12 protein-coding genes, 1 tRNA gene and 2 pseudogenes are annotated in these 13,066 nt (G+C 41.1%); 8 read left to right on the top strand and 7 right to left on the bottom strand.

The annotated features are described in order from the left end of the window. Positions 1–9: 9 nt before the first annotated feature. Positions 10–771 (top strand): methyltransferase family protein, encoded by a 762-nt coding sequence (locus BM021_RS03475; protein WP_090718919.1) that lies wholly within the window; start codon positions 10–12, stop codon positions 769–771. A gap of 86 nt (positions 772–857) precedes the next feature. Here the strand turns inward: BM021_RS03475 and BM021_RS03480 are convergent, their stop codons facing one another. Both BM021_RS03480 and BM021_RS03485 read right to left on the bottom strand, forming a co-directional pair. Beyond that, positions 858–1,964 (bottom strand): glucose 1-dehydrogenase, encoded by a 1,107-nt coding sequence (locus tag BM021_RS03480; protein ID WP_090718921.1) that lies wholly within the window; start codon positions 1,962–1,964, stop codon positions 858–860. A gap of 1 nt (position 1,965) precedes the next feature. Next, entirely contained in the window at positions 1,966–3,789 is a 1,824-nt protein-coding gene (locus tag BM021_RS03485) for a glycoside hydrolase family 15 protein (protein ID WP_090718923.1), read from the bottom strand. Positions 3,790–4,378: 589 nt separating this feature from the next. On the opposite strand from BM021_RS03485, the gene BM021_RS03490 reads away from it, so the two are divergent. Next, complete coding sequence (locus tag BM021_RS03490) at positions 4,379–4,579, top strand: hypothetical protein (RefSeq protein WP_090718925.1); 201 nt, start codon at positions 4,379–4,381, stop codon at positions 4,577–4,579. A 123-nt stretch (positions 4,580–4,702) separates the two neighbouring features. After that, on the top strand, positions 4,703–4,858 hold the full coding sequence (locus BM021_RS15425) for a hypothetical protein (protein ID WP_177186288.1): 156 nt from the start codon (positions 4,703–4,705) through the stop codon (positions 4,856–4,858). Positions 4,859–5,459: 601 nt separating this feature from the next. Here the strand turns inward: BM021_RS15425 and BM021_RS03495 are convergent. After that, positions 5,460–5,837, bottom strand: coding sequence for a KGG domain-containing protein (locus BM021_RS03495; RefSeq protein ID WP_090718927.1), 378 nt, complete (start codon positions 5,835–5,837; stop codon positions 5,460–5,462). 233 nt (positions 5,838–6,070) lie between these two features. Between BM021_RS03495 and BM021_RS03500 the strand changes: the two genes are divergently transcribed. Next, the gene (locus BM021_RS03500; RefSeq protein ID WP_090718930.1) at positions 6,071–6,406 is read left to right on the top strand and encodes a hypothetical protein; all 336 of its coding nucleotides are present in this window, start codon (positions 6,071–6,073) and stop codon (positions 6,404–6,406) included. Positions 6,407–7,574: 1,168 nt separating this feature from the next. Beyond that, complete coding sequence (locus BM021_RS03515) at positions 7,575–7,775, top strand: hypothetical protein (protein WP_090718937.1); 201 nt, start codon at positions 7,575–7,577, stop codon at positions 7,773–7,775. A 357-nt stretch (positions 7,776–8,132) separates the two neighbouring features. Here the strand turns inward: BM021_RS03515 and BM021_RS15140 are convergent. From BM021_RS15140 to BM021_RS03535, 3 genes and pseudogenes are all read right to left on the bottom strand, one after another. Then, a pseudogene (locus BM021_RS15140) lies at positions 8,133–8,665 on the bottom strand (IS1595 family transposase); the annotation flags it as partial. Then, positions 8,652–8,951 (bottom strand): annotated as a pseudogene (locus tag BM021_RS03530) (DNA polymerase V subunit UmuC); the annotation flags it as partial. The pseudogenes BM021_RS15140 and BM021_RS03530, both read right to left, overlap by 14 nt. A gap of 20 nt (positions 8,952–8,971) precedes the next feature. After that, positions 8,972–9,571, bottom strand: coding sequence for a LexA family protein (locus BM021_RS03535; RefSeq protein WP_090718943.1), 600 nt, complete (start codon positions 9,569–9,571; stop codon positions 8,972–8,974). A gap of 313 nt (positions 9,572–9,884) precedes the next feature. Between BM021_RS03535 and BM021_RS03540 the strand changes: the two genes are divergently transcribed. Together BM021_RS03540 and BM021_RS03545 are read left to right on the top strand one after the other, a co-directional pair. Then, positions 9,885–10,346 carry a ferritin-like domain-containing protein gene (locus tag BM021_RS03540; protein WP_090718945.1) on the top strand — a complete coding sequence of 154 codons (462 nt, stop codon included), beginning with the start codon at positions 9,885–9,887 and terminating at the stop codon, positions 10,344–10,346. Between the two features lie 754 nt (positions 10,347–11,100). Further along, positions 11,101–11,403 carry a hypothetical protein gene (locus BM021_RS03545; protein ID WP_090718947.1) on the top strand — a complete coding sequence of 101 codons (303 nt, stop codon included), beginning with the start codon at positions 11,101–11,103 and terminating at the stop codon, positions 11,401–11,403. Between the two features lie 162 nt (positions 11,404–11,565). Here BM021_RS03545 and BM021_RS03550 read toward each other — a convergent pair. Then, positions 11,566–11,641 (bottom strand) — tRNA-Met (locus BM021_RS03550). A 236-nt stretch (positions 11,642–11,877) separates the two neighbouring features. On the opposite strand from BM021_RS03550, the gene BM021_RS03555 reads away from it, so the two are divergent. Beyond that, positions 11,878–13,047, top strand: a complete 1,170-nt coding sequence (locus BM021_RS03555) for a UbiH/UbiF family hydroxylase (protein WP_090718949.1) — start codon at positions 11,878–11,880, stop codon at positions 13,045–13,047. Positions 13,048–13,066 lie beyond the last annotated feature (19 nt).

Raw genomic sequence — 13,066 nt, forward strand, 5'->3', positions numbered from 1 at the left:
CCCAATTTTATGAATACACCCATCAATCAACCCATACACAAGCCTAATATTCTATTTCGCGGATTTGCGATTGCTTATGCACTATTTGCTTATGGCGTAGGTTCTGCAGCACTGTTCTGGCTCTTCCTTGCGTCCATTGGTATGGCGCCTTATTCATTATCTGACGTTAAAACCGATAATCTGCTTGCTGCCCTATTTATCAATTCCTTTCTGGTATTTTTGTTTGGCTTACAACACACGATGATGGCCAGAAAGAGTTTCAAACAAAAATGGATCCGGATTATCCCCGCTCATCTGGAACGATCAACATTCGTTTTAGCTGCAGGAATAGTGATGGGGTTAATGCTTTGGTATTGGCAAACGCTCCCCGGTATTGTATGGTCAATTGAACATCAATACGTAAGGCTTGTGGTATTCAGTCTGGCTTTCTTTGGCATGGCCTATGTATTGTTCGCAACGCTCGTTGCCAATTACTTCGAACTTCTGGGCTTACGCCAAGCGTGGTTATATGCAACAGGCAGACCCTACACACCGGTGGATTTTAAGAGACGGTGGGTTTATAGATATAGCCGCCATCCCATGATGTTAGGGTTATTGATCATCTTCTGGTCAACTCCTGATATGTCGATTACTCGATTTGTATTAGCCGTACTTCTAACTATTTATTTGCTTGTTGGAATTCGGTTTGAAGAACATAGCTTGATTCAGGAATTTGGAGAAAAATATCAAGACTTCAAGAGTGAAGTCGGCATATTTTTCACCTTTCGTTAAAAAGATAGCTCTGCGGGAAATAGCTAAGTTCGGTTGAGAACTTTCGGTATCGCTTCGTCCAGGCGCTTGCATGCCTACAAGAACTGCTATAACCGCCAGTCGATAACCACTTTTATCTCGTCGGCTGAATGATAGTGCAAAGCCGCGTCAAAATCCGTATAGGGGAATTTGTATGTAATGATTTTTTCTATCGTATTCGGCCACAGCTTAAGGCTCTTCTCGAGATAATGAACTGCCTGATCATAATGATCGACACTGGCATTGACACTTCCCAACACTATCTGGTTTTTTAATACAAGCTGCTGCATCAGCGTGCCACCATCAAAAGCTGGAGTGTGTTTATCTGAGGGGATGCCAGTAGCCATATATATGGCATTAATGCCTAAAGTATCAATAAGCTGGAACTGGAGTTTGGCTATGCCAGCAGCTTCAAAAACAAAATCTATCTGCCCTATCTGTTCATCTATATCGGTAACCTTTACCTGCCTGCCGTCAATATAAGTGCCGCCGATCTCTTTCAGTATGCGTGGGCGATAGCTGTCTTCATCCACTATATCCAGCCCTATCACTTCAGCTCCTTTTATCTTCAAAGCAAACGCAGCCATAAGCCCGATAGGTCCCATTCCTGCCACTAAAGCCTTTTTACCTTTCAACCAGTTAACTGGATCGTCAAAATCTTTAAGCCGCGCAGCCTGCACCCGTATCGCTTCGTCTATTGCCTTGGCCGCTACCGACATAGGTTCTGTAAGCACGCCAATATCTTTAAGTGGCTCAGGCACTTTTACTATATATTGTTCTTTGTCAACGATATATTCTGCCTGATAACCATCCGCACCTTTTATTCCTCTTTCGGTATAGTTACCGGTATAGCACATATCGCTCCTGTTGTTCAGACAGGCTGTGCATTGCCCACATCCGCGACGAACGGCAAATACGGCAAAATCACCAAGCTTTACTTTTGTTACCGAGCTGCCCATTTCTACTATCTGTCCGAACATTTCATGCCCAATGATCAGTTCGTTTCTTTCACGTGGTGCGTCTGCCCTGCCACCTGATACGATTTCCCTGTCCGTTCCGCAAATGCCCACGTACCATGTTTTTATTTTTATCTCATCATCAGCTTGAATTTGTGGTTCCGGCCGATCGATAAGAGAAAGGTTGGTAGTGCCTGGTATAATGGCAATGGCTTTCATGTCAATGGTTTATGCTTTTGTTTCTGCTGTCATTTAATTGCTGATCAAGATTGCAGGCCGCGCTTATCAAAGCTAAGTGTGTGAATGCCTGAGGAAAATTACCCAAATGCTCACCTTCAAACCCCAACTGTTCTGAGTACAAGCCTAAATGATTGGCATAACCCAGCATCTTCTCAAAATAGAACCTTGCCTTTTCTAATTGACCTGAGCGAGAAAGACATTCCACATACCAGAAAGTACACATCGAAAAAGTTCCTTCATGACTTACAAATCCGTCAGGCGCTGCAAGTTCTGGTCTATAACGGTATACCAGTGAGTCTGATACCAGCTCATTTTCTATTCTTTTCAGTGTAGAAAGCCACCTGGGATCTTGAGGGCTGATAAAGCGCAGCAGTGGCATTAGCAGTGCAGAAGCATCTACAGTAGATGAGCCAGCATATTGCATGAAGGCCTCTGTTTCTTTGTTCCAGAACTCGCTATAAATGCTTTTGAAAATGGCATCCCTTTCTTTTTTCCATTTGCCATTGATGGGAAATGACCGTTGTTCTGCGATCTTTAAAGCTCTGTCAAAAGCGACCCAAATTTGCAGTCTTGAATATAAGAATTCTCTTTTTCCCCCTCTTACTTCCCAAATACTTTCATCCGGCTGTTTCCAATTTTCGCACAGCCAATTCACATGTCTTTCCAGGTTTTTCCAAAAGTCGTATGAAATCGGCTCTCCGTGCCTGTTATAAATGTATACCGCATTCATCAACTCCCCGTAAATGTCAAGCTGAAGCTGGCCATAAGCATCATTCCCAATCCTTACAGGTAAGGACTGGCGGTATCCTTCGAGGTGCTCCAAGAAATGCTCTTGTAATTGCCGCCTGCCATCTATCGAATACATGATGCCCAGCCTGCTTTGTCCTTTCACGTCGTGACAAAGCTTTTCCACCCATTGCAGGAAGGCTCCTGCTTCTTTTGTATATCCTAAGCGCATCAGAGCATATACTGTAAAAGACGCATCCCTGATCCAGGTATATCGGTAATCCCAGTTGCGTTTCCCGCCTATGTTTTCCGGCAGGCCGAAGGTAGGTGCGGCAATAATGGAGCCATATCTATAGGAGGTTAGCAATTTCAACACCAATGCAGAGCGGTTCACCACTTCCATCCACCTGCCTTTATATACGGAATGTGATACCCAGTCTTTCCAGTAGTTTACGGTGCTGAAAAGGCTGCTGGTAATAAAGGATTTGAAATCCTGCTTTCCTTTATGCTCCTTTTCAATATGCTCCAGCAAAAAATCCGCTGTTGTACCTGCACTCAAAGAAAATTCAGCTACTGCATCCCCTTCGATTAACGCTAAAGGAATAGAACTCTTCAGTCTTAAAATCGTTTTATCTTCGCCTTTGCTCGTAAAAATTATTTCATTATCATTGACTAGCTCAGCAGTATGATGGTTTCTACCATAATTGAACCGCGGACAGCATCTCATTTTGTACCGCACATTTCCTCTTATAGTCGTTACTCTGCGTATTAACTCCTTACCATCATACAGCTCTTCAACAGGCATAAAGTCTGTTATCTCGCCAACACCCTCTGACGAAAGAAAACGCGTGAGCAGAACATTGGTGTCAGGCAGATAGAGCTGTTTATTTTTCATCTTGGCAAACTGAGGTACGATCTCAAATTTGCCACCATTATGCTCATCCAATAAAGCAGCAAAAACAGAAGGAGAATCGAAATCTGGAAAACACATGAAGTCGATAGAGCCATTAAGCCCTACCAAAGCAATCGTGTTCAGGTCGCCTATAATGCCGTAGTCTTCAATGGGCTGATAACTCATTTGTTCGACTATGCCTTTAACATATCAAATAAGGTAATTATTTTTTGATATGATTTATTGTACAGAAATAAGTACTTACTTCTATAAATAATAACTTTATGGGGTGCCAGATTAATATCTGACATTCTGATAAGACAAAGTAAATAAGAGATTAATTCAAGCTAGCCGAAGTTATTTCCATCATACTATCTGATGGATATGTATTTGACAGCTTCTTTTATGTTGTATCAATGCATGAAAACTAATCAAAATTCACCTATAAGGTGCCACTGGTGTGGCACCAGAACGGCTATTATGAAAAATAAACTCAACTGACTTCATTAAAGCACTTATTGATGCTTTACCAGCACCAGCATCAGGTATGCGCGATATTTACCACGATTCAAAAACACCTGGCTTGTAACTGCGTATAACTAGTGTGAAGACTTTCTTGGTCAGTAAGCGTATTAAAAAGGCGGCGATCCAGACCGAACTATTTAACAATCTATACCCGCTCCGGTGGGTTTTTTTATTGCCCTTCAATGTAATAAAACGCACCGAACATATAACGAATTAATTTAATAATTATAATTTTTTAAGGAGTATTAATATGTACAACAGCAAAGTTACAATTACGGATAAAATCTCTAATAATGTAGTTATGGAATATATTATTGATTTACATAGTAACGACGTCTCGGTAGCAGATTATTTTGACGAAGCATGGGAATGTGCTGTGGATGAATCACTCGTGAATCCTCTGCGCAGATCCGATTATGAGTTCATCCTGGTTGAAGAGACTATTCATTAATACATGGATACCTCCCACGGTGTTACTTTATTGTGTTAATTCTGATTAAGTTGGGAAACACACCGAGCTTCTGCTTAATTTAAAGGAAGATGCGTTTTCTACTAACGAACCGGAGTTAATATCATGACAATTATGTCACCTGATCCAAAGGATAATATTCCTGGACAAAATCCAATGCCTGATGTTGAAAAAGGATTGGTCGAAGAGGATGAAGAAATAGCTGAGGATGAAGAAATAGTTGACGATGAAGATGATCAAGACAAAAAGGAAAAAGCGTAAGTCCTTTAAAATAAATTGTTATCTTCTTGAGCTTGTACAGAAACAGAACCGCCTTTGTGGCAGTTTTTATTGCACACAAACGCCTTACCTCAATCAGTAGCATAGTTCCTACCCAACTTGATAAACCTTCAGCCCGCCCCGGCGGGTTTTTTGTTTTAGGTATCCATTGAATGCTGTTATGTGCAATACGTACAGACTGTCACTAAACATATCAAGCATCTCAAATTCCTTATAAGAAGGGATTATTATCAGGATGAAAATATTATTCACAACCGTTATTAACGGATTTCTATTTGTTAGCGCATCTGCATTTGCTGCGGATTATTCTCAATCGCAAAATAAAGTTGATGACAAGATGAATTCACCTAAGCCTGTACAAGCTAATTAGCCGATAAAATGATACTGCCCAAAACCAACAGGATTACGTTAAGAAGGATATTGATATGAAGAATAGAAAAGACATGGGCGAGCAATGCCAGAAATCCTGCTCAATCGAAATAACACTATCATACTCATACAATGCCCAGTTTTGCTTAATTCTGGGCATTGAATTAATCAGATTAACTTCAAGAAGAAGCAAAATAATTTTCCTTTAAGAATTTTATTTATTCTTGTGGCTCTGACTTCCAGCCTTAGCATGCTGTTCAGAAGTCCCTCCACGAGTACTGCTACCAGAACCGCTGTGTCCGCCTTTGCTTCCAGCTTCCCGAGCATTATTCTCATGAGCTGCTTTACCACCTTTACGGCCAGCTTCACGGGCTTCTTCGGAGTCAAACTCATGCGCAGTTCCCTTCTCATGAGCTGCTTTACCAGCTTCCCGGGCCTCATCGGAATCAAATTCGTGTGCAGTTCCCTTCTCATGAGCTGCCTTGCCACCTTTACTCGCAATTTCTCTCTGCTTATCCTCATCCATAGAGGCAAACCCCCTGCCCGAACTGCTATGTTGTTGGTTATCATCCTTGTCTTTATTTGTCGTCATTTTTATTCTCCTAATTAAAAAATTTATCCTTACAAAAACTAAAGATTAAGACAGACTAAGCTTATCGTGATCCACGGTATGTACGATAACCAACTTAAAATGATAACTAAATAAATTATTTATTGAATTTATTTTTCAAAGCAAAGCCCGCTTCGGCGAGTTTATTTAAGAATGCAAGTAATTGATTTCTTCTGTGTAAGAGCGCACTGAACTAATTTTCATCTAGGAAGAGTATGTTTTATTTATTTAAGCCGGAGATCATGGTCATGTTTTTTTTAAAATTACTAATTGTAGCTTTATTAGTTGGGGTTATTTTTTTTGGTTCATCCGCTTTCTCCCAGTCAACACCACCATTAGATAAGCCTATTGAAAGGACTCCAGCAGATCAACTCTCAGAATCTGGACGTGTTCAACAAATGATTGATGAGAAAAGAGATAAAACTAATTCTCCTGATAGTGATAATAATTACCATAACATACAACAACAAAAAAATGGGGCTGATGAACAAAACCAATTTGAAAAAGATACAGGTATAAGCGACAAAAATATTCCAGGCCGGGAAAAGTGATTTAATGTTACTTTTAAGTAGAAAGTCAGATAAATCGCTACCTGATGGGTATTAATTCATTTCGAATCAGTCCTCCAACCGGAGGTGTAAATTTGGCTTTTGTTCTCATATTGCATCGACCAGCTTGGGACTGGCTGCTTCCTTCACAGCTAATTAGAAATTAACATAACCCGCGCTCCGGCTAGTTTTTTATCATTGTTATAGGGCGCACCGATTAATTATTGAGCAGACTGAGAAAATATCTTCTTTTCACAAATCGCTCAATATGATCAAAAAGGTTAAGATTGCTGAAAGAGGGTTCGAAGAAAGATTTACTGAGTACCTAATTGTTTTAGAAGAAGATGCCACTGAGGAGGATTATTACGATCTAGCTTGGGAATATGCAATTGATGATTCCGCGGTGAATCCAGACAACAGATCAAATTACAAATTTTCAATATCTGACTATATTTCAAAGTAACTCATATTCATATCTGAGCTTGCTGCCGCAGGTTTTTGTTGTGCAGTTCCGAACAGATCAAACGAAAAAAATTCCACAGAATTTAAGTTGGCTTTAATTTGGAGAAAAAGATGTTTGCAAAAAGAATTTAAATTTTTCTTTATGCAGAGATATTTCATAATAAAGATTTTGAAGCAAAAAAATCGTATTACCAAAAATTTAATCATAGCAAGCTTAAGTAATTGCTGCACTTTTACTAAATCGCTCCGAATCTTTACCGCTTTCCTTTCACTTTTTTAAAGTACCGACTCGAATAGGTCTGAAATCTATAATTATTTAAAAAAATAGGATCATGAATATGAACTTCTCTACTGCGGAGCCCCTAACTAGCCCTCCAACCCCAACACCACCAGAAACTATACCACCTCAAGAGCAACCTCCTGAGATAATTCCACCAGAACAAGCCCCGGAACCAGAAATTCCGCCACAACCGATTCCTCCTGATAGGATTCCTCCAGAGAAAGATCCAACACATCCCTTCCCACAGAAATAACAGCTTAGTTCATGATTATGAAGACCGTCCAAGTGGCGGTTCTTTGGTGCTTATTAGCGAATTTCATCTGAGCGAAAAATAAAGAAACAAAATAAACTCACTAATAAGTAAATATTGACACTGCTAGCCATTCAGGCTTACTCTCTTTTAAAGTAAAAAAGATTAAGGAGAATCAAATGAGTACTGAGTACAAAGGTTATAACTTTATTGTTAATTCAGAGCAGGATGAGGTCACTAAGCAATGGAATGGAAGATATAGAATCCTTGATCAAGATGGTATTGTTGTTTATGAGAGCTTTGTTGACCCTGTGGATAATGAAGACAAAGCTTCATCATTGGCTGATAAAGCAGCTCGAGTTTGGATTGATAAACAGTAATAAACAAATTTTTTCTGCTAAGGCTTTGTTTATGATGAGGATAAGTATGGCGAAAGAAGGAGTATAGGCCTCAAATCGCCGCCCAATTCTCCTACTGCTACTGGCGCAGAAAAGCAAAACAATCCTGCTGTGAATCCGATTAATCCAAGTGATCCTGCTGATGTAGGCTCGAACACTTCGAGTTCTCCTGGAATTCCCCAATTAGAAAAGCGCCGTCAATGAATTCAGGAAATCCTTCTAGCGCAGGCCCAACTAGCAGTCAATAATGTTCCTTGTCTTAAGTGGCCTATAAGCCGCTCCGGCGGGTTTTTCCGCTCTTGTTAAGGAGCGTACCGATAATAACGCACTATGAGGATAATTTTGGCCGAGACGGTCAATCATTCTGTGCCAATCGAGATAACTCCGAAGATAGCGTGTAGCTACTCCATGAAACTTCTTCATCCATTGTTTGAGCCAGCTGTCATAAGAATTAACATTCTGAATATGATAGATGTTGTTTATAACGCGCTGACCTGCAGCAATATTAACTGGGCGGTGAACAATGTTTGCTTGCCGGGCAATCTGCTTATAAGTGGGCAACCCATCAGTGCATAGGATTACATCTTTACTTAGCAGGGGGATGAGTACTAAGTACTGGTTCGATTTGTCGAGTACTTGTGCCACGTAATATACAGTCGGCAGTTTCACCATAACGGTCGCGCACCACCAATACAGGCACCTGTTCTTTTGATGTTCCTTTCTTGATGGCTTTACCGCCACGCTTTCGTGCAGACCTGGGCAAACGACGCTGTCCTTTAAAAGATTCCAGGAAATAGGTCTCATCTGCTTCAACAATGCCGCTCATTTTTGCCGGGTTGATCGGTTGCAGGTATTTGTAAAAAACGATGCCGTGGAATGAATTTCCTGATTCGGACTGAACATTCCCAATATATTCATCACCCGATTGCTCATGCCTGCATATAGCGTGTAATTCGATGAGTACGCAATGATTCCCTGCTTCTTTGCCAGATCCTTCACCTCAAACCACGGCTGCCCCATCTTAACGCCCAGCGCCTTCACTTCATTATTACGCGCAACTACACAGCCGTCATTGTTTGAAAGCACCACAACCGGCTTGTCTTCCAGCTTGGGATTGAATACCCGCTCGCAGCTGACATAAAAGTTATTGACATCGATGAGGGCATGTTACGCGTTGCTTATTTAAAACGGCGAAATGATCCAATGATTACACCGAAAACCTCAAACTGCATGCCATCCTTTATTTCAATCGGAGAATATGTCCCCGTTGAATTTGCCGGCAATAGCCTTGTTGTGCCATCCGGATCCAGGTCCAGAATTTTGATAGTGAACTCTCGGTCAACGACTGCCAGCACAATATCACCAATGGTTGGTTCCCTAGATCTATCGACCACAACCTTATCGCCTGGCAATAAGCCTACATCGATCATCGATTGGCCTGTGATGGTAACAAAAAATGTTGAGGAGGCATGGTCGATCAAAAATTCGCTTATATTAAGTCGCCTTTCTACATAATCATCCGCAGGACTTGGAAAACCTGCAGCTACTTTAGTAGAGAAGAGAGGTAGTTCGACCGGATTTTCACTTACTTCTGGAGTATAGATATCCTCTACATTGGATATATGCTTGGCCGATATCTTACGTTGATGCGCAGAGAGAAATTCTTTTATTGTTGAGACTTGGCTCTGTGGTATGCGTATTGAAACTGTTGATTCACCAAAGCGACCCTGACCTGGAGGCCTGCCTGCATTTTCCCGTTTTCCACCACGATTTGACATTTGATCACTCCTTATTTGAATTATGCTCACTATTCAAACACGGCTAAAGGCTTCATGTCAATCTTATTACTGTAGAGTTTTTAATCTCAAAAAAATCCGCCATACTATCAGCAAAGATAAACAACACTTGCGATCAGGGTGTTCTCGCACAGACTGTTAGCCGCTTTTTATAAATTATGGTAATCCTGTTAATAAACTAAGAGTTTTTCATTTAAATATTGCAAAGTCAGCAGCATAGCGAAGCAATGGCTCCTAAATCGCATAGCCAACCCTAGACTTTATTTTATTAAGCCTTTTATCTTTGGAGAATTAAATGAATAATGTAGAAATTGCAACCTTACTAAATGGACTTGTCGAGATTTCGCGCGATGGTGCAGAGGGTTTTAAAGCGTGCGCAGACAATGCGAGTGACCAAGATTTGAAAATGTACTTCCAGGATCGTGCGCAAAGTTGTGAAGAAGCCATTAACACTTTAAGTGTCGAGGTAATATATTATGGCGGTAATCCAGATACGAGTGGCACTACTACAGGGACTTTGCATCGTACTTGGATTAACATTAAGACGGCGCTTACCAAAAAAGATAATCTCGCGGTGCTGGAAGAGTGCGAAATGGGTGAGGCTGCAGCTGTTATGGCCTACGAAAATGCGCTGAGGCAAGAAATACCTGACAATCTCCGTGCGCTTCTAGAGCGATTATACGAGGGAGTAAAAAGAAATCATGAGCGTGTGCGGCAACTGAGAGACGAAGCCAGGAATAATCCCAATCTTGCTTGAGCCTGGTTTCGATTCTTTATTAATTATTTTTTCCAAACATAACCTTCATAAGTAAATCGAAATGTAATCATTGATACTTTTATTAAGGGGAATGTGTATTTAAGTACGCACCAGATAAGATACAGGTTATCAAATCACGGATCCTTTTAATGAAAGACCCAAGTGGGTCATTCTAGTCCCGATGAGTATTTGAATTTCTGTACTATCAGCTGATGAGAAAAACGGTTTTTTTGACCAAAACGCCCATGATAAAAAAACAGCTCTAAGTAGACCGGAGAGAATATCTACAACTTTCACTTTACATCCATAAAAAAGTTTTTAGAGCCAACGAACTTAACAGAATCAGCCACAAGCGATTATTTTTTAATAGCCCAAGGTGTCTCTTTATCCCTAGGTTTTTTATTTTCTTTCGTTAAGTATGGTAGCGCACCGATGATAATTCAAAGTAAGCGGATTATTATTTTGTGTTAAAAATTTTACAGGAGGAATAAATGCTTACCTTAATGCTTATTTTTTCCTTGATTATTATTTTCTTAACCATATTTAATTCTGATAGTCACGAGCAAATCCCCAAAAAGATTGAAGTGCAAAAGCGAAAAACTGATGTCCTGCCAAAGAAAGATTAATTCTTAATTCGAGTTTTTAACAATTTATACCCGCCCTCGGCGGGTTCTTTGTTGGTTATCAATGTGGGAAAACGCACCGACTAAATAAAAAAGAGAACTAAAATATAAAATTATTTCAGGAGGAAATTGTGAGTAAATACTTACTATTATTTATTTATACCTTATCGTTTCTTTTGTTATTAAGTGCACCCTTAGTGCAATCTGCTTCATCTGATGAAGAAAAGTATGATGAAAGAAGGGATATAGGACAAGCATCTCAGCAATATTCTGCCCCAACCAATAGCGATAAAAAAGCAAATCCAAACCCTTCTGAGCTAAAGAAAAAAAGTTCTTCTACTACAAAATCTACCAGCCACAATGAAGGAAGCACTGGGAGCCCATCAGATGAGAGTCAGGATACTCCTATTGGAGGGACAGGAAATCGTAAGTAAAGATTAGCTGTAATACTTTTCTGATCTAGAGCCCGCTCTGGAAAATATAAGATAGATCCTAACCCGTCCAAGTGGCGGGTTTTTTATTAACTGTTGTGTTTTTTACAGCGTGGCACTGATAAATAGAGAGGATTAGTTGTATTTGCTAACTTATTGATTTACTGGTGGCGAATCAGGGATTTGAACCCCGGACCAACGGATTATGATTCCGCTGCTCTAACCACTGAGCTAATTCGCCATGTGAAGTGAAACTGCAAGAGGCAGCATTTTGCCTCTAAGGGTATAGCTTGTCAAGATCAAAGATCTGACTTGACAAGGGTTTATGCATGTTTTCATAGGACTGGATAGTGTACGTTGATACCTTAACGCAAATCTTAAAAATCATCAATCCTAATATCAGGCGATCAATAAAACCTCCGATTCATCAGAAGTTGTATTACCTGTCTGCTACCTAGCAGTTGTATAATCAATCGCATGAAATTCGATATGATAGTGATCGGCGGCGGACTCGTGGGCGCAAGCCTTGTGGCAGCGCTGAGGGACAGTGGCTTGAAAATAGCGCTGATAGAGCCGCATGAATCCATGCCATTGCCACAGGATATAAGCTGGGATAGCCGGGTGTATGCAATTAGCCCTGGCAGCGCTTCTTTCTTGCAGAGTTTAGGTGTCTGGCAGCGATTAGAAGCAGAGCGTGTAGCACCGGTCTATGAGATGGCGGTGTTTGGCGATGATAATAGCGCGCATATCAACTTTAGCGCGTATGAAATTGGTGTGTCGGAATTGGCCTTTATCGCTGAAAATCGTCAATTGCAGACAGCTGTCTGGGAAGTGCTTAAGTCACTGAGTACAAATATACATATATTTTGCCCGGCAAAATGTACTTCTATTGTCTGGCAGGAATCCTCTGTCGAAGTGCAGTTGGAGGATGGCAGTCAGCTTGAAACCTCGCTGGTGGTGGGTGCGGATGGCGTAAATTCCTGGGTGCGTAAACAAGCTGAAATCGAAGTATCATGTCATGCATATCATCAGATTGGGGTGGTGGCAAATTTTAGTTCGGAACTATCGCATCGCCATATTGCCTATCAATGGTTCAGGCGAGACGGTGTACTAGCGTTGCTGCCGCTACCCGATAAGCGGGTATCCATGGTTTGGTCTGCGAGTGAGGAACAGGCAGACCTGCTGTGTAATTTGACTGCGGAAGAACTTTGCCAACGGGTAGCGGAAGCCTCTTCTTATACCTTGGGTGCATTGCAATTGATTACGCCGCCAGTAGGTTTTCCGTTGAATTTTGTGCATGTAGATAAATTGGTCAAGCCGCGCTTGGTATTGATTGGTGATGCTGCACACGGCATTCACCCACTGGCGGGCCAAGGCGTTAATCTGGGATTGCGCGATGCGCGTGAGCTCGCGGCAGTTCTCAATGCGCGCGGTATGCAGACAGACTGCGGCAATTTTATGTTGTTGCGGCGTTATGAGCGAGCACGCAAGGAAGATATTCTGACATTGGAATTGGTAACAGATGGCTTGCAGAAATTGTTCAATAATTCAAATCCGACCTTGGCACGTTTACGAAATCTGGGGCTTGAAATAACCAATCGCTTGCCCCTGATTAAAAACCGATTGATGCAACACGCTTTGAATTAAATTTTATTTTTTTAACAGG

This window comes from Nitrosomonas sp. Nm166, assembly GCF_900112825.1.
Lineage (GTDB): Bacteria > Pseudomonadota > Gammaproteobacteria > Burkholderiales > Nitrosomonadaceae > Nitrosomonas.